This window comes from uncultured Campylobacter sp. (genome assembly GCF_937973075.1).
In the GTDB taxonomy this organism is placed as follows: Bacteria; Campylobacterota; Campylobacteria; order Campylobacterales; family Campylobacteraceae; genus Campylobacter_B.
This window is the reverse complement of sequence record NZ_CALBWL010000047.1, coordinates 1-25,788: the sequence shown is the minus strand read 5'-3', so window position 1 is coordinate 25,788 and position 25,788 is coordinate 1. Positions and strand designations below refer to the sequence as shown.

The following is a 25,788-nucleotide window of genomic DNA, read 5'->3' as shown; positions in this document are numbered from 1 at the left end:
ATAGGCTTTACTAAGGCTCAATTTACTAACTATCTTCTTTCGTGAGCCCATTTTGTTATGCGTTTTTCGCGCTTGATGTTAGAGCCTACCTCATAGCCTTTAAATGCTCGCAAGCATCAAATCTTCCGAGCTTGCAAGCCTTTTCATAAAGCTCGCGTGCCCTCTTTTTATCTTTCGCTACGCCCCAGCCCTTTTCGTATTGATACGCTAAATTTGAGCAGGCTAGCGGCTCGCCACCATTCTCGCACGCCTCGCTAAAATACTTCGCGGCAAGCACATAATCCTTTTGCCCGCCGTCGCCTTTAAAATACGTAACGCCCAAATTTACGCATGAATCCACGTGTCCTTGCTCGCAAGCCCTAGTAAAAAATGTCCTAGCCCTGTCCGCGTCTTTTTTCACGCCTTCGCCGAGGACGTAGCTAAGCCCTAGGTTATGGCACGCCTCTACCTGCCCCATTTTGCAAGCCTTGATCAAAAGCTCGATCGCCTTTTTCACGTCGGGATAGACGCCGAGCCCCTTTTTATAGTTGTATGCAAGGCTCGCGCACCCCTCGCTGCTGTTTTTCTTGCAAGCATCGCTAAAAAGCTCATTCGCCCTCTTGCGATCCTGCGCCACTCCCTGCCCGTCGTTATAGAGCAGCCCCAAATAGACGCAGCCCTTCTGCTCGCCGAGCTTGCACGCCCTGTCGTAATAGCGCGCGGCCTGCTTGAAGCTTCTATTTGAGTCGTATGCATAGCCCAAATTTGCGCAATCCAGCGCGTTTTCCTCGCCACCGGCGTCGCAGTTGCGCTGTAGCTCATTTATCACGCGGCTTAGTTTTTTACAATCCATCTCGCTCCCCGCGGCGCAGCCCTTCCTCAGATCGTCGATCTCTGCCGCAGCGCCCGTCGCAAACAACGCAGAGAGCAAAACCGCTCGCGCCGTAAATTTCAACCGCTCTTTAAGCGGTGCGCTTTTAAAATTTTGAAATTTAGCGCCGCTTTGGGCGCGACTGCCGATCCTCATCGCTCTCTCCTTTATTTTTAGTCTCATTTTAATTCGCACAGAAATTTTACGAGTTCTCGCGCAAAGGGCTAAATTTTATCTTTTAGCTCTTTTAAAAATCTCTCCACCGCGGTCTTAAGCGCGGCAAAATCGCCACTATTATCTATCACAAAGTCCGCTATAGCGCGCTTTTGCTCGATATCCGTTTGCAGCTCCACGCGGTGCTTTGCGGCGGCATGATCTAGTCCGTTTCGCTTCATCACGCGCGCGATCAGCGTATCTTTAGGCGCATAAACGACTGCCACTTTGTCAAAAAACTCGTACCTCTTACCCTCGAAAAACAGCGGAATATCTACAAAATAAAGCTTTCCTTTTGCCTCCAAAGCCCGCGCCTGCGATAAAATTTCAGCCGTTATCTTCGGATGCAGCAGCGCTTCAAGCTTTGCAAGCTCCGTAGGGTTTTTAAACACCAGCTCGCCTAGCTTTTTTCGGTCCACCGAGGCGCAGGTGGCGGACGAAATTTCCTCGCCTGAACTAACGCGAAATTCCGGATGCAAGCCTAAATTTTCGGCCTGCGCGTCTTTTTGCACGATGTATTGCGCGCCGAAAATTTCAGCCACCTGCGCGGCGCAGCGATCAAGAACGCAATGCGAAATCTTATCGGCGTCGATAATCTCAAATCCGCGATCACGAAGTAGCTCGCAAACCGCGCTCTTGCCGCTGCCGATGCTGCCAGTGATGACGACGGCGTATTTAAATTTCAAGATGGGCCTTTATAGCGTTTTTATTCGATTTTAGCTAAAATCTGCGAAATTATACCATCTTGGAGGATAAAATTTGATAAGCTACAAAGACGCGGGCGTCGATATAGACGCGGGAAATGACTTCGTAAACGCGATAAAACCATTCGTCAAAGCTACGCAAACTCCGCACGTTTTGGGCGGTATCGGCTCGTTTTCAGGCGCGGTGAGACTGCCCGCAGGCTACAAAAAGCCCGCGATCCTAGGCGCCACCGACGGCGTGGGCACAAAACTACGACTCGCGATCGACGCGCGCAAATTTGAGGGCGTGGGCCAAGATCTTGTCGCGATGTGCGTAAATGATCTCATCTGCAACTTCGCCGAGCCGCTATTTTTCCTCGACTATTACGCGACGGCAAAGCTCGAGATCGCGGATGCCAAAGAGGTCGTAAAAAGCATCGCCGAGGGCTGCAAGCTCGCCCGTTGCGCGCTAATCGGCGGCGAGACGGCAGAGATGCCCTCGATGTATGAAAAGGGCGACTTCGACCTTGCAGGCTTTGCCGTGGGCATCGCCGAGGAGGACGAGATCGACCGTAGCAAGTTCGTCCGCGAAGGCGACGTGCTCATCGCGCTTCCAAGCAGCGGCCTGCACTCAAACGGCTTCTCGCTCGCGCGCAAAGTGGTCGCCGAGCTGGGGCTAAAATTTGACGACAAGGTAGGCGGTCGCGCGCTCATCGATGTGCTTTTGGAACCGACCAGGATTTACGTCGGCGACTTTTTAAATTTAAAAGACAAAATCCACGCGCTCGCGCACATCACGGGCGGCGGCATCGTGGAAAATCTGCCGCGCGTATTTCCACAGGGACTAGGCGCAAAGATCGAACACGCCGCAATCCGCACGCCCGAAATCTTTAAAATCATCGCGCAAAAAGTGGAGCCGGCAGAGATGATGAGGACGTTTAATATGGGCGTTGGTATGATCCTCGTAGCGCCAAAAGAAAACGCTGATTTTGTGCTAGCAAATACCGACGGCTACGTCATCGGAGAGGTCGTAAAAGGCTGGGGCGTGCAGTTCGTGTAAATTTGAAGCGGTAAAATTTGCCGCTTTCTGCCAAAGCAGAATTTATGTTTAGACTAAATTTTAAAGCAGGTATTGCGACCGCTTCCAAAAACAGCGCCGAGAATTATTATATGATAGGCCTTGCGGACGATAAGTACGACTATAAAAACTATCTGCTTTTCCAAAGACCGATCAAGCTCGGGCGATATGGGGACGCAGACGCACCGCGCAACGGCTTATACGCCAAGTGTAGGCGACGTATGCTATAACGGATGCAAAGCAGTGAAAATCACTTAGCGAGCTTATCGTTTTTGAGATCCAAGACAGCGTCATCGCCGTGGATATCTGCGGCGTCAAAATTCCCAAGCGCTTCATTCAGTATTGTAAAGAAATTTTCGGCGATCTGCTTAGCATCGAGGGATAAATTTAAATGCACCAGCGGCATATAAAAGCAAATTTCGCAATCACAAATATAAAGCGGAGTTAAAATTTAATGAGCGAATTTTTAGATAGCGCGGGATAAAAGCGTTTAAGCAAAGCCATTAAACGCGATAAAACTTCGCGCCAGAGTAAAATTTATTGCGAGATTTACGCATCAAATTCGGCGCAAGTATTATGTGGCAAAATTTAGCCTTCCAAACATAGCTAAATTTTGCGTTCGATCCGCAACCGCCTGCGCTTTAAATTTAGACGCGCCACTATCGCCTCTGCCCTCTTACAGCGAGCCTCGCGGACTTAAGGGATACAAAGCGATCATCTCGCTATCCGCGCTGCCGCTTGTTTTTTAGGAAGGATAATCCTTAGCGCGCCCACACTGCCGCCTGCCTTTTCGGAAAAGGGCGATCGCTCGCCCCTTCTATTTAAATTTTATCATGCGCTAGCGCTTTATTTTGCAAAATCTAAAATTTTAGCGATATTTTCGCGGCTGTAGAGCTCCGCCATATTCCATGCTTTGGCGTTTGTCGCGGCTACGTCTATGACCTCGTCTAGCACCTTGCCTTCGATGCCTAGCTGCGCGAGGCTAGTCGGCGTGCCGATCTTATCAAACCACGCTTTAAGCGCCGCTGTGCCTTCATCTGCGCTTTTAAGGTCAAAAATTTCACGAGCGAAACGCTCAAACGCGCTTAAATTCCTATCCTTATACCACCTCATCCACGCAGGCATTACCACGCTAAGACCGGCTCCGTGCGCGCAGTCCACGACCGCGCTCATCGCATGCTCAATCATATGATTCGGATAGCCAAAGCCGCCCACGCCCACGTAGGTTAGTCCGTTTAGCGCCATCGTCGCAGCCCACGCAAACTCGGCGCGCGCATCGTAATCGCTCGGATCTGCGAGCAGAGCTTCAGTCGTGCGGATGACGGTTTTGATATTGGCTTCGATATAGGCTCGCACGATCTCCGGATGGACGCTAGCGGTAAAATACCCCTCGATGCTGTGCGCGATGATGTCGCTCGCGCTATATACGAGATACTCGCGGCTGACGGTTGCTTGCAATTGCGGATTTATGACCGAGACCTTTGGGTATAGACACGGCGCGCTGATCGCGTATTTTTGTTTGGTCTGCTCCTTGGTCACCACGCCGCCGCAGTTCATCTCCGAGCCCGTCGCGGCAAGGGTGATGATGTCAAAAATTTTAAGCGCGGCGCTCGGACTTTTACCGGTGAAAAAATCCCACACGTCGCCTTCATAGCAGGCGCCTGCGGCTACTGCTTTCGCCGAGTCCAGCACGCTTCCGCCGCCCACAGCAAGCACGCTATCGGCGCCAAATTCTTTGGCGAGCTTGATCGCTTCGTTTACCTTGCTTAGCACGGGATTTGATTTTATGCCGCCAAGCTGCGCAAATTCTATACCGTTTGCCTTTAAGCTGCTCTCCACCACGTCCATCAGACCGCTCTTTCGCACGCGCTCGCTACCGTATAGTACGAGAGCTTTTTTCGCGCCCGCTTCCTTCATATACTGCCCGATATGTTTTTCTTTTTCCTTGCCGAATTCTATCCTCACGGGGTTGCAAAAACTAAAATCTGTCATCTTCTCTCCTTTAAATAAAGTTGGCTAAATTATAGCCTTTTTTAAAATTTTGCGGTAGCACGATAGTCCAAATTCCTTGCCTAATCGTGCAAATGTAAGTGTAATCTGCATAAATTTAAAGGAGCGAGCATGAACGAAGTAAATAAAATTTTAAAAGACGCCGCAAAGATCGCGGACGAGCTATATTCCGCCTACGGACACGTTCAGACGCCTATAGGGGCGCTCGGCTTTTACCGTCAAAGAAAGCCCCAGACTTCACGCGACGATCTATGAGCCTAGCGTGTGCTTGTGCCTGCGCGGCGGTAAAATGGTAGAATTTAGCGGCAAGCAGTATCGCTACGATACGCAAAAATTCCTACTTTGCGCAAGCGACCTGCCGCTTTTGGGGCGGGTAGAGCACTGCCCGTTTCTATCGGTAAGCATTAAATTTCAAAGCGAGGACATTCTTGAAGCGCTAAAGGAGATAGAGGGGCAAGAGCCACGCGGGCAGACTTCTGTGGCTCGTTTAATTTACGACGCCGTTTTTTCGCGCCTTACTAAACATCGAGCTAAATTTTACTCTCCGATGTGATCTGTGGCGCAGATTTTGCGCGAGGGTAAAATTTATTCATACCCCGCCGCTGTTTTACTCGCGCTCGCAGTACCGCTTTGTTCGTATCGCATGCCGCTACGCAAAGCAAGAAAGCGGATATTTCACGGCGCTTTTGTCCGTGAGTACGGCGAGGAAAAGAGCGATAAATTCCTCGAAATTTGGCGCAATGACCAGGACATCCTCGTAGATCGGTTCCGCGCCGAATATGATCTTGCCCGCGTCCGCGCCCTGCGTGAGGATGCCCGCGAAGCAGCGCTCGCCTCTGACCGAAAATAAAAACGGCAAGCACCCGCTCCAGAACGCGCTCACGGCGGCTCTTTCCGCATCGTTAACCGCGCACTCCAAGCTGTCTTTTTCAAAATCTTCGTAGCAAAATTCCGCCTCGTCCGCGCCTGACGACGCATAATCCCTGGCGGATACGAACCAAACGGCGTCCGCAGCGTCATGCAAAGTCTCAAAAGAGCAAACGAAGCTGTAAAAATCTTCGCTTAAATTTTTAAATCTACCGCCCAAAAATTCGCCCCGCGGCGGGCAAATTTCATCCCTGCGCCGTATCTGCCAGCCGTTTTGCGCCAGCGCGTCCATAAGTTCGTCAAAAACCATCTCGCCTCCCGTAATTTGGCGCCGATTATAGCATTTTGCTCGGCGCAGCGGTTAAATGCGGCTAAATTTATAAAATTTTGCCTGCCCGCCGCGCATAAAAAGAGAAATTTTGCGCGAAATTTTATAAATTCTGCTAAAAATAAAATGACGTTTCCAAATCACCGCTAAATTTGGGCTCAGCGGAAGGCGTAAGCCGCAAATGAAAAACGGGCGTATCGCTTAAAATAGACGTATCGCCGAGGGGAGTGGGCGCGCCGCTAAAATTTGCGCCTCGGTATCCGCCTAAAATTTCCAAGCGGTACCGACCGCGCTCTAGCTTAAAGCTTAGACTGTTTTGCTCGCTAATGCGGCTCGTATCTTTAAAATAGCCGATGCCGACGATCCTTAGCGTGCCCGAGGAGTGAAAAACCCAGCCGTGAGAGATGATTTTCGCTTCGTTTTGTGCGAATATCTCCCCATCCGCCTCGCCCACGGTAACCGCAAAATCGTAATAATCGCTGCGAACGCCCAATATCGGCACGGCGATACCCTCTTCTGTGACCGCGCCCCCGTGCTCGGTCTGCGTAAAATAGGCAAGAACGTCGTCGCCTACAAGTCCATGCTCATCCAGATAGCGCGCTAGTAGTGCAGGCTCGTATAACACGAAGCCGCCCAGCTCGGAGAAAATTCGCCTTTTCATTCGCGCCTTTCTTTGATCGCCGTGCGCGTCGTACACAGAAATTTTACCGCTCATTTGCCCTCTTTATCTTTATTTTCGCAGCGCCGATGAAATTTTACTATCGTGCTTGCAGCAAGCTAAATTTTATCCATGCGATCGCGCCGCAGATGAAATTTAAACTCCCATTTCGCGCTCAAATTTACAGTCCGCGGTTTTTGCCGTCCATGCCTTGGCACTTATCTACGAGCCAGCGCCCGTCCTTGCGCACGAGCAAGAAGCGGCGCGCAAAGCCGTACTCGTCCTTGGCGTAGATGTAAATTTTGTTTTTGCTCTCGCATTCGGCGTCCGTTAGCTCGTACCCGCCGTAGGTGCCGCCCTCCATCATCGAAAATGAGATGCCCTCGGGACGGAAGCCGCTGCGCCTAACGGGCGTGCAGTATCGCGCAAAGAGCTCATCACATCTGCGCTGCACCTCGCCGTCGTCCAGATCATCAATTCGCGATGTGGCAAATTTCTCCCATTCGCTCATCGCCGCGAAAAATTCTAAAAGCGTACTCCGCGCCGCCGCCAGGTTATCTGGATCAAGCTTCTTTTTACTCTTTGCGGCGTCTCTTTGCGCCTGTTCGAATTTCGTGATCTGCTCCTTGCTGAAGCGCCCGCCGTCTAGATAAAACTGGATTTTGGTATCCGCCGCGGCTAGCAGCCCCGCAAAGTTCACGCGCGAATTGATCAGGCGTAGCGATTTTAGCTTCGGGATTTGCACGATCGCTTTTAGCCCCTCGTCCGTGATGCTAACGTTTTCGATACCGACGTGCTCGAGCTTGGCGTGTTCCGCAAAGTATCTAAAGCCCTCGCCGCTTATCTTATCGCTATCTTGCAAAAACAGATACGCAAGCTTCGGTAGCATGGCTAGATGCTGTAGTGCCGCGTCCGTGATGGCCGTAGCCATAAAGCCCATATTTACGAGGCTTTTTACCTCGCAGATGCGACGCACCATCTCATCGCTTAGCGCTACGTTTTCGTAGTGATGACCTTTGCAGTAGCGCTCGCTAACCGCGTCCAAAGCCTCTTGCATCGTGATCTGCTTCATCAGCTATCCTTTAAAATTTGATTTTAAAATTTTAGTGAAATTTTACGATTTACGCAAGCGCTTAAATTTACGCGCGAATTTACGCGCGCAGCAAAATTAAATTTCGCAGCAATAGCGCGGTTGAAATGTACTTTCGTCGTTGAAATTTGGCACAGAATTTCGGCAACGTTTTTTAAATTTAGCTCGCCGCGCAAGGCGGGCGAGCGGAAAAGGTGCTTTTGTGATTAAATTTTACGCATCATTTTTCACGGTGACGCTTTTCTTCGATGCCGCTTTGCCCTTGCCTGCGTGCTAGCTCGTCAAGTAGGGCGTCCGGGTGGATATTGTGCGCCGCAAGTGCCAGCAGAAGGTGAAATAAAAGATCCGCTCCCTCGTAAATCACGTCGTATCGCGGCTCGCCCGCTCTGTGCTCACCGAAGCCCTCGCGCGCGGCGTCTGCGTAAAGCTCGCTGCGCGAAAGGTCCTTGCACGCCAGCGCGAACTCGCACGCCTCCTCGGCGATCTTTTTGAGATAGGCGTTTTCGCCCTTCGCGTAGAGCGAGGCGACGTAGGAGAGTGCGGACTCGCCGTTTAGCTTGCGATCCAAGCAGACGTGATAAATTTCGTCCAAAATGCCGTACGGGCTTTTTTCTGCGGAGTTTTCGAGCGTGGAATTTTCCGAGGAGGCGTCTAAATTTTGCTCGCTGCGCTCTACGGCGGAATTTGTGAACGCAGAATTCGTCGCAGCAGGGCTTTGCATTGCGGAATTTTGCTTACCGCAGGAATCGGTAGAATTTTTGGAGGTTAAATTCTGCAAGCCGTCGCAAGAAGCGGAATTCTGCTCTGCGCGGGAATTTGCGGAATTTTTCTGCACGAGAGAGGTTACAGAGCCGTGCTCTGCAAAATTTATCGCGCCGCAAGCGCTCGAGCTCCCCACATTTTCGCCGTATTTTTGCAGCGAAATCTCTTTGAAAAAACAGCTTCGCGCGCCCGTGTGGCAGGCGGATCCGCCCCATTGCTCGACTTTAAGTAGCAACGTATCGTTATCGCAGTCCAAAAACACCTCTCGCACGAGCTGAACGTGCCCGCTGCTCTCGCCCTTTTTCCAGATGCGTCCCTTGCTGCGCGAGAAGTAGTGCGCATAGCCCGTTTGCAGCGTCATACTTAGCGCCTCCTCGTTCATATACGCGAGCATCAAAACCGTGCCGTCACCCGCATCTTGCACGATCGCTGGGAGCAGCCCGCCCAGTTTTTGCCAATCTACCTTCATCTTTGATCCTTAGTTTGCGAAGTCGCGCGCTTTAAATTTAGCCGCCGCACGCGGAATTTGAGTTATGAATTTACGAAGCGGCGAGCCTCGTAAATTTAAAGGACAAATCTAGCGGCTAAATTTAAGCGACCACTAGACTTAAACCGCAACGAGCGCGAGTTCTGCTCGTCACGAGCTTTCGCGCTCGCTGCTAAGCCTGGCTCGCAAAATCACGAGTTAAGCTTATGCGCCCAGAGCAACTCGCCATTAAATTTAACTCGCAAAATCGGGCGCATAGCCCGCTTAAAATTTTAGTTCTCCCGCTCGATGGCGCTTTGCTTCGCCTTATCTTTTGTATCGACCCAGATATTAGGCACCGCGCCGCCCGGCGTTAGGAAAATTTTCGCGTCGCCGTTTTCGCGCAACGCCTCGTTAAATTTAGCCTGCGTCTCGATCTGCTTAAGGCTTAAAAGATTTGCATCCAAGCTCTTTGCGACCTCTTTGTTAGCGTAGGCTTGCGCGTCAGCCTCGATCTTAGCGGCATCGGCGCGACCTTGAGCCTCGATTTTGACGGCGTCTGCGTTACCTTTGGCAAGAGCAGCCTTTTTAAGCGCCTCTTGATTCGCGCGCTCGACCTCGTATTTAGTGCGCTCGGCCTCCTGCTTGGCGATCTGTACGCTCTCGATCTGCTCCTTTACCTTCGCCGGCAGGATGATCTCGCGAAGCTGCACGGCTAGCAGATCTACGGGCGAATTCGGCAGTGCTTCGATATTCTTGCGGATGCCGTCGTCGATCGATTTGGCGATCTCGTCGCGTTTGGTAGGCAGCTCCTCGGCGGCATAGTTGCCAATGACGCTACGCACGACGTCCTTTACGCGCGGATCGATGATCTTATCCTCCCACAAAAAGCCCCACTCGGCGATCGTGTTGGGTGCCGTGGCTTCATTGAGCCTGTATTGCACGGTGATGTCGATGCTGACGGGCAAATTTCGCGAATCTAGCACCGAAAGCGAGTTTTTACTGATGATACCGCCTGTGGTGCCGCTTTTAGTAGCGATACCCGCGCTCATATCTTCGCTGCTGGTGTAGTTGATGATACGCGTGCGAGTATCTACGACGAATACGTCCTGTATGAACGGCACGAAAAAGTGAAGTCCCGCGCCAAGAGGCGTCGGATCGTATTTGCCTAAATTTGACTTGATCCCCACCTCGCCCGATTGGATCGTGACAAAGGGTTTTGAGATCACGAGTAACGCGATTATCGCAATAATAGCGTAAATCACGCCGCTAAACTTGCCCATTCCTCCAAAATTAGGAATTTTAAAATTTAAATTCCCGCCTTTTTTGTCGCTGTTTTTCTTATTAAAATAATCATTCAAATCCGCAGGCATGCGCGTCCTTATTTAACGTAAGTGAGCCAGTGCTCAAATTTTGGGTCTTTGCCCGTGACGGCGGCGAAATACGCCTTTTGCAAGCGGCTCGTGATCTCACCCATCTCGCCTTTGCCGATGATCCTACCGTCGATGTTGCTAATCGGCGTGACCTCCGCGGCGGTACCGGTAAAAAATGCCTCATCCGCGGCATAGAGTTGATCACGAGCGATGCGCTCTCTGCGGACCTCGTAGCCCAGGCTGCGCGCGATTTTTATGACTGAATTTTGAGTAATGCTCTCTAGGCTGGTGTCGTTCGGCGGAGTGATGATGACGCCCTCTTTTACGATAAATAGGCACTCGCCGGGGCCCTCCGCGACGAAGCCCTGAGGATCGAGCAGTATCGCCTCATCGTATCCTGCATCGACCGCCTCAAAATTTGCCATCTGCGAGTTGAAATAATTCGCGCTCGCTTTGGCTTTTGCCATCATCGAAAATTGCGCAGGCTTTATCCACGATGAAATTTTAGCCTTGATGCCCTTGCGTAGCGCCTCTTCGCCCATATACGCGCCCCACTGCCACGCTGCCACGATGACGTTTACCGAGCAGTCCTTGGACGAAACGCCCATCGAGCCATAGCCGAAGTACGCTAGCGGGCGAATATAGACGGTCTGATCGAAGCGGTTTTTTGCGACGACGTCGATCTGGGCCTGACGAAGCTGCTCGAAGCTAAACGGAAGCTTGATCAGGCAGAGTTTTGCCGAAATTTCAAGCCTACGAGTGTGCTCGTCCAAGCGAAAAATCGCGTAGCCTTTGTCGGTTTTATAGGCGCGCACGCCCTCAAATACGGCGTTTCCATAGTGCAGAGAATGCGTCAAAACGTGGGTGGTGGCCTCCGCCCAGGGGATTAGCTTGCCGTCTTTCCAGATGAGTTCGGCCTCTTGAATTTGTGCCATTTCTTGATCCTTTTGTTTAAAATTTGATCTGCGATTTTAGCTAAAACAATATTAATTTCTAAGAAATTTAAAAGCGGTTGAAATTTGGTGCGATTTTAAGACGCACAACGAGTCGTGAGTTCAAATTTAGCTCGCAACTCGGTGCAGATGGCATTAAAATTCCACGAAAGAAAGCCCGATACCGATCTTATTGACGCTGCGTTTGTAATCCGCGAGGCTCTCGCCATAGCCGTTAAAGTAGCGCAGATAGCCGTAAAACCCGCTGTTAAAGATCGGGAAGCTGTAGTTCAGCTCGATCGCGCCGCGGTTGCTGCCATCAAAATGTAGGTTGTTTCGCCATAGAGCACTAAGTCGCTGCTTGCCGAAGGTGTATGACGCGCGCAGATCGCCGTAGCCCATATAATCCGCGATGTCCTCGTTCGTGCGGTCTAGCCAAAACGCATACCATGCTCTGGGGGTGATCGAAAATCCGTCCGCGCTCCACGTGCTTTGGGCGTAGAGCCTATTCCATGAGCGCGATTCCTCGTCGCCCTTGCCGTTTGACTCATGCATGGCGCCTATCTTTAGCTCGTCCGCAAACGGCACCGGCGCGCTAACGTATAGCTCGGGGCGATAGTTGCTTTCGCGAAAGGGGGCGCTATCCTGCGTGATCTGCCACCAGGAATTTTGCGCGTAAGCGAATGAAATTTTCTCTCCAAGCCCCAGCGCGTCGTATGTGATCGGGCGCTCGAAGCTAAACTCAAAATGCAGCTCATCCGCCTTACGATCGGGTTTTTTGCTAAAATCGTGGGTAAAGAGCATATAGATCGGCTCGTAGTATTTAAGCCCTAAAAATCCAAAATTTCGACCATTTTGCTCGCCTTGTGGCGCGGAATTTGACACAGTGGAATTCTGCGAGAGCGAGGCGAAATTTGATGATTCTAAATTTGACGCGGAGTCTGACGCAGCCGAGTTTGCGTCTGCGAAATTTGACGAAGTGGGTTTCGGCGCGGCGGAATTTTGTGCGAAAGAATTTTGCGACTCAGCGGAGTTTAAAATGGCGATATCGTCGCGTGAAGCGGGAGTTTGTGCGGACACGATAGAATTTTTTGCTGAATTTCGGCGCGACTTTTCGTCGCTTTCCGTTAGACTTGCCGCGGCGATCTTTTTGTAATAGATCATCGCGTTTTTGTAATCGCCCTTGGCCTCGTATTCGCTAGCCTTTGCGTATAGCTCGGATAGATCTTGCGCGGCTAGGCTTATGGCGCAAAGCGCGAACGCTAAAGCTTTAAATTTCATCTACGCCCTTTAAATCGTTTTGATAATTTATATTTAAAAACTGCTCTTTGTTTTTGAAATTTAACACTTTGGAATTTGCAGATCCGATGAGCGCACCGATCTTGTGCTCTTTCGCGCGGTAGAGCTCAAGCGCGCGTGGCGCGAGAGCTGCGTCAAAAAATCCGCACAAGCTATGTCTGTGCGTCTCGTCGCCCGCCACGCAAATTTGCCCCTCTTGCTCGCTAAGCGCGCGAATGGTGGAAATTTCTACAAAGGGCATGTCGGCGGGGATGATAAAAATGCGCTCGGCGCTAAACGGCTTTAGCGCCGAATACAGCGCGCCTATCGGCGAAAATTCCTCAAATTCGTCGTAGATCATAGGAAGCGGCGGGTTAAATTTAGAGCTTTTGGCGCAGGCGAAAACCCGCTCAAACTCGCGGCTTAAGCGCGAAAAAAGAAAGTGCGTCATGCTGGGATGCCCGCGAAATGGAAACAGCGTTTTGTCGCTGCCGAAACGCGAGCTTTTGCCGCCGCAGAGAATGACGCAGGTTTTCATAGAAATTTCACCGGCTTTCATTGATTTTATCGCGGCGAAATTTTAAATTTGAAAGTAAAATTTGAAAGAAGCGCGGGCATATCAGTCTTTTTGCATATATTTAGCTTTGCCAAGGGCGTTGTTTGCGATGAACTGATAAAGGCTCGGCGCCTGAAGCTTGGCTAGCTCGGGGTATTTGGCTTTAAGCGTCTTCCAGATGTCATAGACTCGCATACCGCTTGCGTAAAGCTTCATAATCTCGCTAAAATGCGGATCGTAAAGGCTCGGCTTTTTATACAGCGAGAGTTTGCGGTCGGTATCCAGCACCGCGTTTGCCTCGATAAAAGCAGCTAGATCGCGCTCACTTACTTTGGCAAAATCCTTTTCGTAATGAGCTTTCATATATTTTAAAATTTCTTTATTGCTAACGCCTTGGAAGTGCATTTTCTTGATCTCGAAGCGATATGCGTATAAGAAATCTTCGCTTTTTTTTGCGGTTGCGCGAAGTCTTGTTTTTTCATCTTTGAACGTCACGGAGATGAAGTGCGTAAGCCCGGGCGCAGTAACGGCGTTTTTGAACGCTTCGTCCTCCTCGCCGATCTTTTTTAGGATCGCCTTGACGGTGTAGCCCTCGGCGATAAGGTTTGAAATTTTATCTTTATAAGGTTTGTAGTCGAATCGCACGCGCCTAAAGCCCGTCTCGACGCTGATTTTTTTGTAGATCCTCGCATGCTCTCTAGATGTAAAATACCTCGATTTCAGCCCTTTGCGGAGTTGTTCGGCAACCGCGGTAAAATCGTCATAATCGGCGATGGACGCGATTAATTCCTTTTCGTTTACGACCCTGCCGTTAACGACCGCGATGGTAATGACCTTCATATTTTCTCCTTTGATTGGGCACAATTCTAACTTAAAACTATAAACTCAAATTTAATTATTTATTATCAAGGATTGCGGAGGATTTGTGTTTGCAAGGTAAAATTTTACGCGCTAAGATTTAGCATTTTGATTGATTTTTATATCTTTTTTGTGCTTGTTCTCACGCTGCTTTTTTATACTTTTTTGTGTAGAGATGAAACGGGTTTGCAGAGATAAATTTTACCCGCAAACTTTAACTAAATTGCCCACGCAAGTTAGCTTTTTTTAAACGAAAAAAGCTTTTTGATCTTCGTAAGCCCAAGCTTCATGCCGCTATATTTCATCATCTTAGCCATATTTACCCACATTTCGCGCTCGTAGCACGGATGTGGGCAGTGGTGACAGCGCGGCTTTTCGGTATGCGGGCAGGCACCAAGGCGCGCGTAGGCGTAACGCAGCATCCGCTCGCAGTCGCTACAGAGATGAAACTGCGTTTGCACTAGCCCCTTATCGTCTTTGTAGTCATGAAGCACGGCACCGTCTTTTTTAGGCGCATCCGCATGCTTGCCATCGCAGTAAATTTGGATAAATTTCGTCACCGTGTTTACTTCGTAAATAAATTTCTCGCTCGTCATATTTGATCCTTTGGGCGGATTTTATCTAAAAGAGACAAAAATACTCTTGAGCGCGCTCAAGCTAAAATTTATAGAATTTTAAAATTCCGCGGAATTTCGCTTTATCTTTCGACCTTGTTGCTTAATAGAGTCGCAATGAAGCGTGTTTTGTCATTTGAGGCAAGCGCGATTTGCAAGCTCATCGTAAGCGGCACAGCCAAAAATAGCCCGCCGATACCAAGCACGAAGCCCCACAGTAGTAGCCCTGCAAGTACGCTGATCGTTGAAAGCCCGAGCCCTTGCCCTAAAAATCGTGGCTCGATGATATTTCCGATCGCTACGTTTACGACCAAATAGATTGCAATAGTCCAGATGCTAGAGCTTATATCCATCGTAGCTAGCGTCACGAAAAGCGTCGGAAAGACCGCTACGATCGAGCCTATCGTAGGAATGAAATTTAGCACGAAAGCTAAAATCCCCCACAGCGCGGCATATGGAACACCAAGAGCCCACAGCCCGAGCCCGATGAGCGCACCGGTGCAAGCAGAAGCGATAGTTTTGATTAGTAGATATTTTTTGAGGCTAGAGGCGAATTTTTTTACGAAGGTGTGCGTAGCGCGGCTACTTTGCGAAAAATAGCGGATTTTCTCGTCGATCACGGAGCTTTCAAAGACCATAAATGAAACCATTATAAAAATGAAAAATCCCGTCGAGACTATCGAGCCTGTTTTGCGCAGTAGTGCAGATAGCTGTGCGGCGGCTTCGCTCGGATCGATGCCTAGGCTTGCGGCGTTAAGCTCTATGCCGAATCGAGAGAGCTTTGCGCTCACGCCTCCTAGCACCTCTTCAAATTTTGCTTGAAGCTCGGGTAGGCGCGCTGAAAATTCCTTGATCGCATCGAAGATGACTGCGCCGAAAAACACTATAATCGCCACAAAGGCAAAGGTGATGATGAGGAAACTAAAAACGCGCCCGACGCGGATCTTTTGGACATAAAGCACCAGCGGCGAGACGAGCACCGTGATGAAAATAGCTAGCAAAAATGGCACGACGATAGCCTGCGCGGCTTTAAGACCAGCCAGGATGATTATGACGCAAGCAACCGACATCAAGGACATTTGAAGCTTCAAGGATTCTCCTAAATTTGACATTTTCGCAGAGCTTTTACGCGAAATTTTGATGAAAGGATTTTAACTAAAATTCCATAAATTTTAAGACGGAATTTTAAAATTTCATCGCAAAATTCTAAGATACGCGCAAATTCTTAGCGTACGCGAGAAAAGTTAGAATTTTTTGCTAAAATTTTGCGAAATTTACATAAGCAGGATTAAAAATGAAACTTCCCAAACAGCTTTTAGACCGCTACGGCGCCGAGCGTCAAAGCGCGGGCGAGGCGCAGCGGACGGCGAATGAGATCGCCTTTGCACCCGTAGTTTTTCAGGTAAGTAGGCTGATGAAAAAATTTGGAATTTTAAGCGCGCTTCATGAGGTGGAGGGCGGGCTAAGCATAAGTGAGATCGCGAAGAAGCTCTCGCTTAGCGAATACGCCGTAAAGCTGCTTTTGGAAAGTTCGCTTAGCATCGGCACGGTGCTGCTGTGCGGCGAGAAATTTAGGCTCAGCAAGGCGGGGTATTTTCTACTCACCGACGAGCTCGTCGGCGTGGATATGGACTTCATCCACGACGTGTGCTATGAGGGGCTATTTAGGCTCGAAGAGACGCTAAAATCGGGCAAACCAGAGGGGCTAAAGGTTTTTGGGCAGTGGGCTACGATCTACGAGGCGCTTTCACATCTACCGCCGCACGTGTGCAAAAGCTGGCTCGCGTTTGATCATTTTTATTCGGATTTGGCGTTTGAGCCTGCGTTAAAGATCATTTTCTCGCGCAAGACAGATAAAATTTTAGACGTAGGCGGCAACACGGGGCGCTTTGCTAAGCGGTGCGTAGGTTACGACGAAAATGTGCGCGTCACGATAATGGATCTTGCGGGGCAAATTTCGATGATGAAAGACGCCGTCGCGGGCGCGCAGGGCGCAGAGCGCATAGACGGGCTTGCGGCCGATCTGCTAGATCCCGCTACGCGCTTTCCGTGCGGCTTTGACGCGATCTGGCTTAGTCAGTTTTTGGACTGCTTTGCAGAGGAGCAGATCGTAAGCATCCTCTCGCGCGCGGCGGAGTCGATGAGCGAGCAGGCGCGGCTTTATATTTTAGAGCCGTTTTGGGACAGGCAGCGCTACGAAACCGCCGCGTATAGTATGACGCAGATCAGCGTCTATTTCGCCGCGATGGCAAACGGCAATAGCAAAATTTATCACTCGGACGATATGGTTAAATTTGCTCAGCGCGCCGGGCTTAAAATTTCACGCATCCACGACGGGCTGGGCGTCGGACACACGCTGTTATGCTGCGAAAGGGCGCGCTGATGGATGCGCAAAGCTTAAGCGCGCGGCTAAATAAGCCGATTAAAATTTTGCTAGTGCTTTTTGGAATCGGAATTTTGGCAAATGTGGCGATGGAATTTTATGCGGAGAAACAACGCGGCGAGCTAGAGCGAAACTTCTGCGAAAGCAAGCAGGTGCGAGATGCGCTAGTGCGGATAAACGAGGGCGCGCCGCGCAGGATCGACGATGCTACGACTTTAAAAGGCGCCGTATGCGAAGAGGGTAGCTTTATATACGATTACGCGCTAAATAGCTCACCGAATTTAGATCTTAGCGCGCTGGACGCGGGCGATGCGGAAATTTTAAAAGAGATGCTGTTTGCCAAGGCGAAGGTCAGCTTTTGCAGCACGGAATTTTCGCAGCGCCTGCGGGAGCTCGGCAAAACGATGGTGTTAAATTACGAGATAGAGGGCTTGCCGCCGATAAAAATCACGCTGGATAAAAGCAGTTGTGCGCGGTGAATTTTAAAACCCAAGCGAGGCATTTGATTAGCCGCGTTTTGTGCGGCGGCGCGTTGGCGGTTGGCACCCCTGTAAGCTCGCAAGCAAGCTCATGGTTTGACGCAGAATTTTATGTGAGCAGGTCGCGGATAAAATTTAGCAAGATTTTATCGCAGCAAGTGCAGCATCGCAATAAATCCTAAAATTTTAACTCAAAATCTATGATGCTGTTTCAAATAAAATTCCGTAACTTATAGAATTTCGCGTTAAAGCTTTACGTGGTGTTTGCGCTGCTGCACAGATATAATTCCGCGTGAAATAGTAAAATTTTAATGAAAAACGCCGCTGGCAGAACCTAGCACGAAATTAGATCGCGGCTCAAAAAGGACTCGCGCATTTTAGCGCTTTGTGGTGACGAAATACACGCCGATCTGCGTCATGCTATACGCGGCGACGCGGTAAAAGCCAAGCAGAGATTTTAGCACATTGCTTTTGCACAGGCGAAATCAAAAGCGAAGCGGATAAATTTTAAGCGAATTCGGCGCGGGCGAGCAGGCAAAGGCTCGCGCCGCGCTAAATTTTAAATCCTGCACAAGCGCTACTTGCAGTCGCTAGGCTTAAATTCTACCCTTATAAATTCTTCGCCACTTTTTATCTTATAGCTCCATATCGCGCTGTTTATTAGCGGATGCATTACCTTCATCTGATTGCAAAAAATTTGCTTATTTTGGCTATCTATGACATTTTGTATCATGGTTTTTTGATCATTTCCGACACTGTCAAATTTCATCCCCATGCCGTCATTTAGCTCGTAGTTATAGATGAAGCTGCCATCCTTGCACTCAGCACCCGTTAATGTGGTAATCTCGTCGACTCGCATCGGCGCACTCTTATTGATACCTTCCACGACTGCTTTGAGCTGAACATTATCACAGCTTGGTGCTGCAAAAAGCGCCGCGAAAGCAAACGGAAGCAATAAAAACTTTTTCATAATTCTCTCCTTAAAAAATTTAGTAATGATATAAAAATTAATATTAATCGGTGCTTTAAATTTAGATCGAATTTTTGGTGCCGCGAATATGGAATTTTATGCAAGCAGGGCAGAGAATGTGAAAAATTTATTTACAAAATTTGGCTCCGAAAAGTGAAATTAGGCAGTATGTCAAGGTGCGGAATTTATTGGCTCGCCGCACTTAAATATGAGCTGCCAAGTTAATTTCATAACGCGATTTTTACGGAATTTAACTCAGCTTGCGAAATAAATTCGATGCTTAGAGTACCGACAAACTCGATATCAAAAGGATTTAATGCCGTAGATTAGTAAATCCCGCAAGAAAGCGCGTCTATGAGAGCTTTAAAGCCTATCGCTAGATAGAGCTTAGGCGCGACGATCCGCAAGTGCGTGTCGTAAGATCGCCGCGACAAATTTTACCACAAGACGGCGGGCAAAAATAAGCGACCAGATGCCGCTTACCACGCACAAAGGCGTAAGCGCGATTAATTATCGTTGATTACGTCCAAAATCTCTCTGGCGTGCACGGCGTAGTCATTCGCCATCGATTTTTGAAAGATCCCGCCGATCTGCGCGTATGAGCCCTGACCGCCGCCGAAGAATTCCTCCTCGCCGAAGTTGCGCTCGTTTACGGCTATATTTTGGTTGTAGATCGGCTTTCCGTTTTTAAACATTTTTAGACGTAGATTGTAGCGCACATAGGGCTTTGCCGAAACGTCGATGCCGTCGGAGCTGTAAAAGCCAAAGCCGAATGAGCTAAGCTCGGGTGCGATGACGAGCCCTTTGCCTTGCAGCGCTTTTTCGTCGTCGGTGACGCTCACGCGCCTTAGGTAGGTGCCAAAGAAGCGCTTTGCCTCGCCTGCGACGAACTCGCCGACATCGATTTTAAGCTCATCGTCTCTGCCTAGCTTCGAGCTTGCGGCGTAGCTTTTCGTCCCCATTAGCTCGCTAGGGATATAAATGAGCGCGCTTTGCATGGCGTTAGTCGCGCTTATAGTGTCATCAAACGGCGCCACATCGGCGTTTTGATTAAACTGCGCTTCGTATGCGCAACCGCTAAAAAGCGCGCAAACTATTGCGGCTAGAAAGAAATTTTTCATTGTTTGCTCCGTGTAAAAATTTTTGTAATTCTACCCCGCGGGTCTAAATTTTACGCTGAAAACCGAAAAATTTCACGCCTTAATGTCGTAGCTGAAATTTTTCAAGAAATATATGCGTAAAGCCTCACGCTCGGCGCGGCTAGGACGGATGCAAAAAAATACCGCCGCGCCCGTATCGTCCCTCCCGCGCAGTAGCAGGCAGTCGCGCAGTCGTAGCCCCACTCGTCCGTCTAGCCTTCGCGCGACTACGAGCTTTGAAGCGATCAAAATCGCAAAAATGCCCGCCGCTGCATAGATCGCAGCCTCGGCAAAGCCGAATTTGATCGTCAAAAACACGCCCGCGACGTATGCGAAAAGAAGCAAGAATTTTAAAATTTCTTGCAGTTTCAAAAACCGCTCGTAGCTTATAAACGGCACGCGAAACGTCCGCACGAAGCCGAGCGACAGCTCTATCAGATCAACGCATCCAAGCATAAGATCGTATTTGTCTAGCCCTCTGCGAAAGGATATTTTAAGCTCGTCAAATTCCACGCGCGCCGCCTCTTTGCTACCGCTTCGCAGATAAAGTAGCGCTAAAAACATAAAAACAATCGTCAGGCTGGGCTTGGCTCGCTGCGAGCGTAGCGGGCTGTCCGTGTAAAACAGTTCCCCCGATCCGCCGATGTCTAAAGAGATAAAAATGCAAAAAAACGCAAGGATCGCGACGGAGAAAATTCTATAAAATGTATCATCGCAGATGAGGCTAAATTCGGGCTTTTGCATTAGTTTTTGTATAGCGGCGCGTCGGTGATTTTAAATCTAAATTTATTGCCCGCGCCGATAAATCTCACGAAGCTCGCTACGTCAAATCCCTGCTGCGGCGCGCTTAGCGGCGGTTTAGCAAGGATCTCGAAGCTTAGCCCCGCGTAGTTGAAAAACTTGCCGCAGCGCCGAAAACCGTGCCTGCCGTAGAATTCTATGCGGCGTAGGCGCTGCGCGAGGTTGGGCGCGTCCTCGTGCGGTGGCTCGACATCAAGGACGATTTGCGCGCGCGGATTTTGCGTGACGATGAGAGCGAGCAGCCTTGAGCCGATCCCTAGCCCGCGAAATTTCGCATCGATGCCGAGGTAAGCCACGTAAAAAATCTCGCTCTGCTTGCCGCTTGAGGGTTCGCTCTTCTCGCAACTCGAAATTTTACTTTCATCGCGGCACGAAATCCCGCTTTCATCGTAGCACAAAATCTTTCCCTTTGCGGCATCGGACGAAATTTCGCTCTCCGTAGCGCTCGGTGAAATTTCGTCGTGCACGCTCACATTTGAAATTTTATCTGTCGCGGCACCGCGGCATAGTATTTCTCCCGCACTAGCCTGCTTTAAATCGCCGTCCGCGCGTTTTATATTATCGCTCACTAGCCCTTGATCCACGCCCGCGCCCAAAACTCGGTTGTTAGCGCTTAAATCTGAAATTTCATCGCTCGCAGCACCGAAAGATCCTGAGCCGCAGGTGAATTCCGCGCCGCTATGGGCTTTGGATCTTAAAATTTTATCCACATTTAGGCGAGGCGGCGGCTGTTTGTGGTGCAAAACCGCGCGCTTGTAAGTTTGCTCGGTCCTATAGACGAAAAATCCCACCAGTTCCTCGCCGCTTAAATTTTGCGCCGCCGCGCTTGAATTTCCGCTTGCCTCCGCGCTGGGATTTTTACTTTCCAAGCTGGATTTTTCACACGTCGCACTGGATTTTTTACCTACCGCGCTGCGATTTTTGGAATTCAAAGAGGCGAATTCTGCCGCGCCGCAGTTATCCGCATCATAATTTTTACCCGCAGCACTGCGATTTTGGTTAGCTTCGCCGCGATCTTGCGATCCCACGCATAAATTTTCGCTCGCCGCCGCGTAGTGTTTATCGGGCACGCCGCCGGCGCCCATGGCAGTAAAATCCTCGAAAATCGCCGCGATTTCAAGCTGTCCTTTACGCGACATTTTTAAGAAATTTTTTATGCTGATACGTTCGATTTCGGGGAACGCTGCGACGTTGATCGCCTCTATGCGCGCAATCAGCGCCGAGTCCTCGCCGATACGCTCAAGTCTCATTTGCCCTCCTTGTCGCGATAAGCCTACCGCGTAAATTTAAAATTTGCCTGCCTAGCTCGCGGGGATTTCATCGCTCGGCCCTTAAATTTAATGAAATTTCGCGAAATTTAAGGGACCGCGCGTCTAAATTTAATCCTCGCCGTAAATTCGCTTTAAATTCCCCAGCGTCGCGCTCGCGTTTAGCAGCAGCGCATCGGCGATCGCCAGCCGCGCCATTGCAGTAGCTACGACGCTGCCGCGCACGGCGATACACGGATCGTGCCGCCCGCGCAGCTCGCAGATCGCGTCTGCGCCGCGCACGTCCACGCTATGCTGCGCCATGAAAATGCTCGGAGTGGGCTTAAAATGCGTCGTTATCTCGATAGGCGCGCCGCTACTTATGCCGCCTAAGATCCCGCCTGCGTTGTTGCTCGCGAAATTTGCGCCGATCTTGCCGCCGTTGGTGTGGATCGAATTTTTGCTAGCGCGCATAAAATCGTTATTTTCGCTGCCTTTTAGCGTGCTTGCCTTCACTCCGGCGCCGATCTGCACTGCCTTTACGCCGTTTATGCCCATCAGCGCGCCCGCAAGCGTCGCATCCAGCTTGCCGTACAGCGGCTCGCCGAGCCCAGCAGGCACGCCCGTGACGCGCGTTAGCACGCAGCCGCCGATACTATCGCCCGCATTTTTGACGCTTAGAATTAACTCCTTTTGTGCGCCCTCTACGGCGGGATCGAGCGCGAAAATCTCGCTGTTTTGCGCAAAGTCGAAGTCTAAATTTCCCGCGTAAATTTCGCCCACGCCGCAGATTCCGCTTTTTACGGAAATTTTAAAGTGATTTAGCAGGATTTGCGCAAACGCTCCCGCAGCCACGCGCACGGCGGTTTCTCGCGCGCTTGCCCGTCCGCCGCCTCGGTAATCGCGCAGTCCATATTTGGCAAAATACGAAAAATCGGCGTGTGCGGGGCGGAAAATATCCTTGAGATTTTCGTAGTCCTTTGAATGCTGGTTTGCGTTGCGGATGATAAATCCGATCGCCGCGCCGGAGCTGCGACCGTCAAAAATTCCGCTTAAAATTTCGATCTCGTCGGCTTCTTTGCGCGGCGTAGCATATTTGCCGCCCGGTTTGCGGCGGTCAAGCTCGCTTTGGATATTTGAAGGCTCGATCGCCACGCCAGCCGGAAAGCCGTCCAAAACGCCGCCGATCGCCGCGCCGTGGCTCTCGCCGAAGGTGCTAAGGCGTAATCTCTCGCCGAAAGTATTCATAGCGCGCCTCCTTGTCTATCCGTATCACGCCCGTTTCGCTCATTGCTTTTTTTAGCGCTCGGCGTGCCGCCTGATGCGCCGGCGCGGTCGCTCTTTTTGCAGCCATGCGCCCGTCCGCTGCCGCCTCGTGAGCCTTTTTTGCCGTCCTGAGCGCAGTTCGCGCCGCTTTGTACGTCACTGGCGCATGCCGTTTGCTCACTATTTTTCGCGCTAGTGCCGTGTGAGGCGCCGTTTTGTAAAAGCTCGATCGCAATTTGCGCGCATTTTTGCTCTGCTTCTTTTTTGCTGGCTCCCACGGCGGAGGAGAGCCGCTTGCCGCCTACGAGCGCCGCCATTTCGAAGCTTTTTTTATGATCTGGGCCGCTCGAGCCTAAAAGAACATATTCGGGCGTGACGCCGAATTTTGCCTGCGTGAGCTCTTGCAGCGCGGTTTTGTAGTCTTTAACGAGCTCGTTAAAGCTGATGCGCGGATAGAGGATTTCTAAGATTGTAGTCGCGATGCGGGCGGTGTTTTGCAGCCCGCTCTCGAGATAGACGGCGCCCATTATCGCCTCAAACGCGTCCGAAAGCAGCGATGGCTTCTCGCGCCCGCCGTTGCGCTCCTCAGACAGCGACATATTCAGGTTCTCGCCGATGCCCAAAAATTTTGCAAATTTAGAAAAGCTACTTTCGTTCACGAGTGCGGCGCGCAGCTTGCTCAGATCGCCCTCATCGCTGCTAAATTTTTTGAAAAGATACTCGCCCACGATCAGATCCATCACCGCATCGCCTAAAAATTCCAGCCTCTCGTTGTTGTGCCCGTTTTTGGCGCTTTTGTGCGTAAGAGCGATCTTGAGGTGGGCCTGGTTTTTAAATTTATAGCCCAGTTTTTCTTGTAGTTTTTCTAAATTTTGCATCTTTGCCCTTTATTATAAAATTTTACGAAATTCGCGGCGATCCGCACGCAAACGGCATCCGGTGCGAACAAAACTCGCACAAGTGAAACGAACGCGAGCGGGATCTGCGCTAAATTTGCATTAACGCGGCGAATGAAACGCACCGTCGCCGATCTGAGGCGAATAAAATTTAAACGTAGCCTGCTAATTCTAACGCAAACCGCGCCGAAGCCCACTTGCCGCAAATTTAATCTTCGCCAAAAACGCGCTCGCCGCGAATAGGGTAGCGCTAAAGCCTGCTCGCTGCTAACAAAATCTTCACCAAAGCTCGTCCGCCACAGACCAAATCCGTGCGCAAAATAAGTGCGAGCTTGCGCGAGCAAACGCGAACGAATAGAACGTATCAAAGCTAAACCGCGCCGAAGCCCACTTGCTGCACATACAATCCACGCCAAAAACACGCCTGCCCCCAAATACAAGAGCTCGATTGCGTGAACGAAAGCGTCAAAACCGGCTTCGGGCGATAAAATTTACGCCGAGGCGGCTCTGCGTGCAAAGTAAACGCGGGCAAATCCGCGCAACCACAAGCTTTGCCGCAGAATTTTAGCCCTTTATCGCTTCTGCAGCCGCGCGAGCCATAGCATCGCACTCCTCATTTTGCGGATGACCCGCATGCCCCTTGACCCAGGAGGCTTTGATCTCGTGAGGCGCTGCCGCCGCAAGGTATCTACGCCACAGATCCGCGTTTTTTTTGCCCTTAAAATCGGTAGCGACCCACTTTGCGAGCCAGGAATTTATCGCTTTAACGACATATTCGCTGTCGGTAAAAAGCTCGACGCGGCAGGGCTGCTTAAGCGCGCTAAGCCCCATTATAGCGGCTGTTAGCTCCATTTGATTATTGGTCGTCATCGCCTCTGCGCCGCTTGCCTTTTTTATCGCGTCGCCATATTGCAGTATGTAAGCCCAGCCGCCCGCTCCAGGGTTTCCGAGACAACTGCCGTCGCTAAAAAGTTTGACCGATTTCACCGGTTTTCTCCGAAATTTGCGCTCTGATCTCCATACTGCCTAGCTCGTAGCAGACCGGACAGCGGTGCGAGAAGAGCCCCACCGAGCTTTTGCACTTCGCGCAGGTGTAGCTAAAGCTAAGCCTCGCGTCCTCAAAGCCCGCGTCTTTCATAGCAATAAGCGCGTTGATCTCAAAAATTTTACTCGCGCTCTGCGGCTTTTGATCGCTTTTTCCGAGCGCGTAAAAAAGGGCGTTATACTCCGCATCCTGCGTGTTTACCGCCGCAGGGAAATCATAGATCAGATCGATCGCCTGCTCGATCGGCGGGAAGCGATCGAAACCCTCCATAGGCTCTTTGTTTTTGATAAAAAGCTCCATACAGAACCGCCCCGCGCCTTTGAAGTTTAGCTTTGAAATTTTAGCGATCTTCTTATTAAACGGCGTATTGGCGTCGTTTGCGATGATTTGAGCGCGCTCGAACTGGCTTTGAGCATATACTTCGGCGTCCTGTTCGCGTAGCGCGTCAAGCACCTCAAGCGCCTCATTAAAGCGCTTCAGCCGCTCATAAATCACCGTAAGATGCGTAAGAGCCTCTTTGTTTCTCGGGCGCAGCTTCAGCGCCTGCAAAAACACCTCTTCGGCGCGCCCCAAAAAGCCCGCTTTGAAATATACGATACCGAGATTGGTGAGGATAAACTCCCTCTGTACGCCGCCGCTAGCCTTACTTAGCGCGATTAGATAAATTTCTATCGCGCGCTCGAAGTCGCCGCTTTTGACGAAAGAGCTAGCTAAAATTTCAAGCGTCGGGATGTCTATTTGCGGGCTTGCTAAAAGCTGTCTGTGCTCCGAGCTAAGCGCGTCTAGGGTGTCAAATTTTTTGATGAAATTCTCTAGGCTCTGCCTCTCGTTTTTTTTAGAAAAAACTCCCCAAATGTAGCTTAGAATCGACACTAGCAAGATTATGCTTATCAACATGATAAGCCCGAAAATCGGGTCGCGATCGTCTAAGAAAAAATTATCCAAA

29 protein-coding genes and 2 pseudogenes are annotated in these 25,788 nt (G+C 50.3%); 7 read left to right on the top strand and 24 right to left on the bottom strand.

Annotation, left to right across the window (positions count from 1 at the left end):
• Positions 1–85: 85 nt before the first annotated feature.
• Together Q0274_RS06310 and coaE are read right to left on the bottom strand one after the other, a co-directional pair.
• A complete protein-coding gene (locus Q0274_RS06310; protein WP_298028393.1) occupies positions 86–1,006 on the bottom strand; it encodes a tetratricopeptide repeat protein in 921 nt (306 codons plus the stop codon).
• 68 nt (positions 1,007–1,074) lie between these two features.
• On the bottom strand, positions 1,075–1,752 hold the full coding sequence (gene coaE, locus Q0274_RS06305) for a dephospho-CoA kinase (RefSeq protein WP_298028406.1): 678 nt from the start codon (positions 1,750–1,752) through the stop codon (positions 1,075–1,077).
• Positions 1,753–1,822: 70 nt separating this feature from the next.
• Between coaE and purM the strand changes: the two genes are divergently transcribed.
• Both purM and Q0274_RS06295 read left to right on the top strand, forming a co-directional pair.
• Positions 1,823–2,806, top strand: coding sequence for a phosphoribosylformylglycinamidine cyclo-ligase (gene purM, locus Q0274_RS06300; protein WP_298028392.1), 984 nt, complete (start codon positions 1,823–1,825; stop codon positions 2,804–2,806).
• Between the two features lie 44 nt (positions 2,807–2,850).
• Positions 2,851–3,054, top strand: a complete 204-nt coding sequence (locus Q0274_RS06295) for a hypothetical protein (RefSeq protein WP_298028391.1) — start codon at positions 2,851–2,853, stop codon at positions 3,052–3,054.
• 20 nt (positions 3,055–3,074) lie between these two features.
• On the opposite strand, the gene Q0274_RS06290 is transcribed toward Q0274_RS06295, so the two are convergent.
• Positions 3,075–3,230, bottom strand: coding sequence for a hypothetical protein (locus tag Q0274_RS06290; RefSeq protein WP_298028390.1), 156 nt, complete (start codon positions 3,228–3,230; stop codon positions 3,075–3,077).
• 172 nt (positions 3,231–3,402) lie between these two features.
• Between Q0274_RS06290 and Q0274_RS06285 the strand changes: the two genes are divergently transcribed.
• On the top strand, positions 3,403–3,573 hold the full coding sequence (locus Q0274_RS06285; RefSeq protein WP_298028389.1) for a hypothetical protein: 171 nt from the start codon (positions 3,403–3,405) through the stop codon (positions 3,571–3,573).
• A gap of 97 nt (positions 3,574–3,670) precedes the next feature.
• Here Q0274_RS06285 and Q0274_RS06280 read toward each other — a convergent pair whose 3' ends face one another.
• A complete protein-coding gene (locus tag Q0274_RS06280; RefSeq protein WP_298028388.1) occupies positions 3,671–4,816 on the bottom strand; it encodes an iron-containing alcohol dehydrogenase in 1,146 nt (381 codons plus the stop codon).
• 129 nt (positions 4,817–4,945) lie between these two features.
• On the opposite strand from Q0274_RS06280, the gene Q0274_RS06275 reads away from it, so the two are divergent.
• Both Q0274_RS06275 and Q0274_RS06270 read left to right on the top strand, forming a co-directional pair.
• On the top strand, positions 4,946–5,089 hold the full coding sequence (locus Q0274_RS06275) for a hypothetical protein (RefSeq protein ID WP_298028387.1): 144 nt from the start codon (positions 4,946–4,948) through the stop codon (positions 5,087–5,089).
• A 7-nt stretch (positions 5,090–5,096) separates the two neighbouring features.
• The gene (locus Q0274_RS06270; protein WP_298028386.1) at positions 5,097–5,387 is read left to right on the top strand and encodes an AraC family transcriptional regulator N-terminal domain-containing protein; all 291 of its coding nucleotides are present in this window, start codon (positions 5,097–5,099) and stop codon (positions 5,385–5,387) included.
• A gap of 96 nt (positions 5,388–5,483) precedes the next feature.
• Here the strand turns inward: Q0274_RS06270 and Q0274_RS06265 are convergent, their stop codons facing one another.
• From Q0274_RS06265 to Q0274_RS06210, 12 genes and pseudogenes are all read right to left on the bottom strand, one after another.
• Complete coding sequence (locus Q0274_RS06265) at positions 5,484–6,011, bottom strand: hypothetical protein (RefSeq protein ID WP_298028385.1); 528 nt, start codon at positions 6,009–6,011, stop codon at positions 5,484–5,486.
• Between the two features lie 133 nt (positions 6,012–6,144).
• Complete coding sequence (locus Q0274_RS06260) at positions 6,145–6,744, bottom strand: hypothetical protein (RefSeq protein WP_298028384.1); 600 nt, start codon at positions 6,742–6,744, stop codon at positions 6,145–6,147.
• A 124-nt stretch (positions 6,745–6,868) separates the two neighbouring features.
• Complete coding sequence (locus tag Q0274_RS06255) at positions 6,869–7,759, bottom strand: NTF2 fold immunity protein (RefSeq protein ID WP_298028383.1); 891 nt, start codon at positions 7,757–7,759, stop codon at positions 6,869–6,871.
• Between the two features lie 238 nt (positions 7,760–7,997).
• Positions 7,998–8,675, bottom strand: coding sequence for a phosphoribosyl-ATP diphosphatase (locus Q0274_RS06250; RefSeq protein ID WP_367271917.1), 678 nt, complete (start codon positions 8,673–8,675; stop codon positions 7,998–8,000).
• A gap of 15 nt (positions 8,676–8,690) precedes the next feature.
• Positions 8,691–9,008 (bottom strand): annotated as a pseudogene (gene hisI / locus Q0274_RS06245) (phosphoribosyl-AMP cyclohydrolase); the annotation flags it as partial.
• 290 nt (positions 9,009–9,298) lie between these two features.
• Positions 9,299–10,378, bottom strand: coding sequence for an SPFH domain-containing protein (locus Q0274_RS06240; protein ID WP_298028382.1), 1,080 nt, complete (start codon positions 10,376–10,378; stop codon positions 9,299–9,301).
• 8 nt (positions 10,379–10,386) lie between these two features.
• Positions 10,387–11,313, bottom strand: coding sequence for a branched-chain amino acid transaminase (locus tag Q0274_RS06235; protein WP_298028381.1), 927 nt, complete (start codon positions 11,311–11,313; stop codon positions 10,387–10,389).
• Between the two features lie 153 nt (positions 11,314–11,466).
• Positions 11,467–12,591, bottom strand: coding sequence for a phospholipase A (locus tag Q0274_RS06230; RefSeq protein WP_298028380.1), 1,125 nt, complete (start codon positions 12,589–12,591; stop codon positions 11,467–11,469).
• A complete protein-coding gene (locus tag Q0274_RS06225; RefSeq protein ID WP_298028379.1) occupies positions 12,581–13,126 on the bottom strand; it encodes a molybdenum cofactor guanylyltransferase in 546 nt (181 codons plus the stop codon). The genes Q0274_RS06230 and Q0274_RS06225 overlap by 11 nt, the downstream gene beginning before the upstream one ends.
• 81 nt (positions 13,127–13,207) lie before the next feature.
• On the bottom strand, positions 13,208–13,984 hold the full coding sequence (locus tag Q0274_RS06220; protein WP_297897563.1) for a hypothetical protein: 777 nt from the start codon (positions 13,982–13,984) through the stop codon (positions 13,208–13,210).
• A 254-nt stretch (positions 13,985–14,238) separates the two neighbouring features.
• A complete protein-coding gene (locus Q0274_RS06215) occupies positions 14,239–14,598 on the bottom strand; it encodes a nitrous oxide-stimulated promoter family protein (RefSeq protein ID WP_298028378.1) in 360 nt (119 codons plus the stop codon).
• 101 nt (positions 14,599–14,699) lie between these two features.
• The gene (locus Q0274_RS06210; protein WP_177387122.1) at positions 14,700–15,707 is read right to left on the bottom strand and encodes an AI-2E family transporter; all 1,008 of its coding nucleotides are present in this window, start codon (positions 15,705–15,707) and stop codon (positions 14,700–14,702) included.
• 203 nt (positions 15,708–15,910) lie between these two features.
• Between Q0274_RS06210 and Q0274_RS06205 the strand changes: the two genes are divergently transcribed.
• Complete coding sequence (locus Q0274_RS06205) at positions 15,911–16,999, top strand: methyltransferase (protein WP_298028377.1); 1,089 nt, start codon at positions 15,911–15,913, stop codon at positions 16,997–16,999.
• Positions 16,999–17,478 (top strand): hypothetical protein, encoded by a 480-nt coding sequence (locus tag Q0274_RS06200; protein ID WP_298028376.1) that lies wholly within the window; start codon positions 16,999–17,001, stop codon positions 17,476–17,478. The genes Q0274_RS06205 and Q0274_RS06200 overlap by 1 nt, the downstream gene beginning before the upstream one ends.
• A gap of 577 nt (positions 17,479–18,055) precedes the next feature.
• On the opposite strand, the gene Q0274_RS06195 is transcribed toward Q0274_RS06200, so the two are convergent.
• The 8 genes and pseudogenes from Q0274_RS06195 to Q0274_RS06160 all read right to left on the bottom strand — a co-directional run.
• The gene (locus Q0274_RS06195) at positions 18,056–18,448 is read right to left on the bottom strand and encodes a hypothetical protein (RefSeq protein ID WP_298028374.1); all 393 of its coding nucleotides are present in this window, start codon (positions 18,446–18,448) and stop codon (positions 18,056–18,058) included.
• A gap of 506 nt (positions 18,449–18,954) precedes the next feature.
• Positions 18,955–19,569, bottom strand: a complete 615-nt coding sequence (locus tag Q0274_RS06190; protein WP_005871467.1) for a hypothetical protein — start codon at positions 19,567–19,569, stop codon at positions 18,955–18,957.
• Between the two features lie 72 nt (positions 19,570–19,641).
• The gene (locus Q0274_RS06185; protein WP_298028372.1) at positions 19,642–20,331 is read right to left on the bottom strand and encodes a hypothetical protein; all 690 of its coding nucleotides are present in this window, start codon (positions 20,329–20,331) and stop codon (positions 19,642–19,644) included.
• Positions 20,331–21,638: a hypothetical protein gene (locus tag Q0274_RS06180; protein ID WP_298028370.1), complete on the bottom strand. Its 1,308-nt coding sequence runs from the start codon at positions 21,636–21,638 to the stop codon at positions 20,331–20,333. Before Q0274_RS06180 ends, Q0274_RS06185 begins: the two co-directional genes overlap by 1 nt.
• A 129-nt stretch (positions 21,639–21,767) precedes the next feature.
• On the bottom strand, positions 21,768–22,883 hold the full coding sequence (gene aroC, locus Q0274_RS06175) for a chorismate synthase (RefSeq protein WP_298028368.1): 1,116 nt from the start codon (positions 22,881–22,883) through the stop codon (positions 21,768–21,770).
• 233 nt (positions 22,884–23,116) lie between these two features.
• A pseudogene (rnc, locus tag Q0274_RS06170) lies at positions 23,117–23,779 on the bottom strand (ribonuclease III); the annotation flags it as partial.
• A 582-nt stretch (positions 23,780–24,361) separates the two neighbouring features.
• Positions 24,362–24,784: a ribonuclease HI gene (gene rnhA / locus Q0274_RS06165; RefSeq protein WP_297903163.1), complete on the bottom strand. Its 423-nt coding sequence runs from the start codon at positions 24,782–24,784 to the stop codon at positions 24,362–24,364.
• Positions 24,762–25,788 (bottom strand): tetratricopeptide repeat protein (locus tag Q0274_RS06160; protein WP_367271916.1); only part of this gene is annotated, 1,027 nt, incomplete at its 5' end. The genes rnhA and Q0274_RS06160, both read right to left, overlap by 23 nt.